We start from the raw sequence: 1,815 nt of genomic DNA, 5'->3' as shown, positions 1-1,815 counted from the left end.
GCCGCGTCTCCTGGCCAAGGGCCGCCAGCGCGTTCAACGTGCCTTTTTTATCCATATATCCGAATCCTTGGATTTATGGATATCGACTCTCCCGCGACCTGTAAAGCGGGATTCCGGACGGTTGCAACCAAGTGGGTCTTCACCGCGGATGCAATCCGCTCTCGCCAGCCATCAGGTGACGGCCAGCACCTTGCCCGTATCGTGCTCGCGCACGAAATCCACGCGGGCGCCGTCCCAGTGATAGCTGTAATGCCGGCCCTGGACCGGAATGGTGATGGCGTCCGGCCAGAAGATGCCGATGCAGCCGCCGCCCGGCATTCGCACGCTGTTCCACACCAGCCCGTCGCTGCCGGTCGCCCGCAGCGCCCGCCCCTCCACTTGCGAGGCGGTGTAGTCGCCGGGATCGAGCACGCCGGGCACCGCGTTCACCTCGTCGAGGTCGCGGTCGACGCTGCCGATCAGCACGCGGAAATCCGCCGTCCAGCCCGGATCCTCGTTGGTGGCGCGCATGAATTTCTGGTGGTGGTGAATGGTCTCGGCGAGCGCCACCTCTTCGCTGTCGCCGGCATAGTAGATCCCATAGCTGCCATCCGAGAACCGACCGGGCCGCAGGGTCGAACAATGCACGAAGGGCGCCATCACGAAGCTGGCGCCAGGGCCGGAGACCCGCCTTGTGGCCGCCACCTTGCCAAGGTCGCCGATCTCGAGCCTGATGCGCGGGTTGGTCTTCGCCTCGACCGCGGCCAGCGCCTCCCAGTCGCGCGGGTCGGCAATGTCCTCGAAGAGGTCGATGGGCGGATGGATGGAGCGGATGATGCGGAAGCTCTGGTGCCAGTGGACGCGGCGCCGAACCGCAAGCCCACTCACCATGCACCACGCTCCGCATCGAGCCATTCGCGCATCGCGGCAAGGTCGGAGATTTCGCCGCGCAGCATCAGGTCGAGCGCCGACTTGCCGCCGAAAGTGGCATTGGGCTTGCGGATCCAGGCATAGCCGCGCGCCGGCTCCGTAAAGAGATAGCGCAGGCCTTTGTGGATGCCCATCAGATGCGCCATGCGGGTGCGCAGGTCGCGGTCGATCCTGCCTATGCCGCCCTCCTTCCAGCGTGCCCCAGTCTTCCAACGTGCCCATGTGCGCGCCGACATGCCGCCGAGCAGGATGCAGGCCTCCAGGTCGGTGAGGTTCCAGGCCTTGAACAGGTTGACGGTGGTGCGCGCCAGCGCGCCCGCCTCTTCATCCGAAATGGCGCTTCCAACCGCGGCCGGCGTGGTGACTATGGGCTGAAGCTGCATTTTGCGTCCTCACTATTGGCAGATATATAGCATGAATTTGCCAATCGGCAAGAAACAGACCCGATGGTGGATCAGACGCCGCGCGCAATCAGCTTTTTGGAACAGTCGAGACGCGAGCCAGCATTTCACACCGCTCCAATGCATAATTCCAAGCGGAGAAAGGCGGATCAACCCGCAGCCCCGGCGGTGTCTTTATGAACGGATCCGAGCCAAACAAACTGTATTTCTCAAACAGCTCTTCGGCAGTCGCTCCGGGTTTGAAAGCATCTTCCAGTTCGCTGTCGACGATGGCGCGGCACCGCTCCACAGCCTCATCGTAGGTTGGAAATTTTCCGTCGAGGTAACGGTGGCTCTCATCGCGATAATGAAAATGATCGTCGACAAAAACCTGGTAGTGGCTCTCGTCGGTCTCTTGTCCTTCCAGCTTCGGCTGGGAGCTCCCCATACTCAAGGCTCGAATCCTCCGCTGCCGGCAATACAGCCTATCACCAGTCACTTTCCGCGAGCAACGAAGCCATGTCGC

The 1,815-nt window shown here is 62.4% G+C and carries 3 protein-coding genes; all 3 read right to left on the bottom strand.

The features are described from left to right. Positions 1-171 precede the first annotated feature (171 nt). Positions 172-870: an RES family NAD+ phosphorylase gene (locus ACXJ7R_RS31645; RefSeq protein ID WP_457155245.1), complete on the bottom strand. Its 699-nt coding sequence runs from the start codon at positions 868-870 to the stop codon at positions 172-174. Further along, positions 864-1,292 carry an MbcA/ParS/Xre antitoxin family protein gene (locus ACXJ7R_RS31640; RefSeq protein WP_457155244.1) on the bottom strand — a complete coding sequence of 143 codons (429 nt, stop codon included), beginning with the start codon at positions 1,290-1,292 and terminating at the stop codon, positions 864-866. Before ACXJ7R_RS31640 ends, ACXJ7R_RS31645 begins: the two co-directional genes overlap by 7 nt. An 88-nt stretch (positions 1,293-1,380) precedes the next feature. Next, the coding region (locus ACXJ7R_RS31635; protein ID WP_457155243.1) for a hypothetical protein at positions 1,381-1,815 on the bottom strand (435 nt) is incomplete at its 5' end.

Source organism: Mesorhizobium sp. P5_C1 (genome assembly GCF_054049815.1).
Note: the sequence above shows the minus strand (reverse complement) of the source record. Positions and strands in the feature narration are given on the sequence as shown.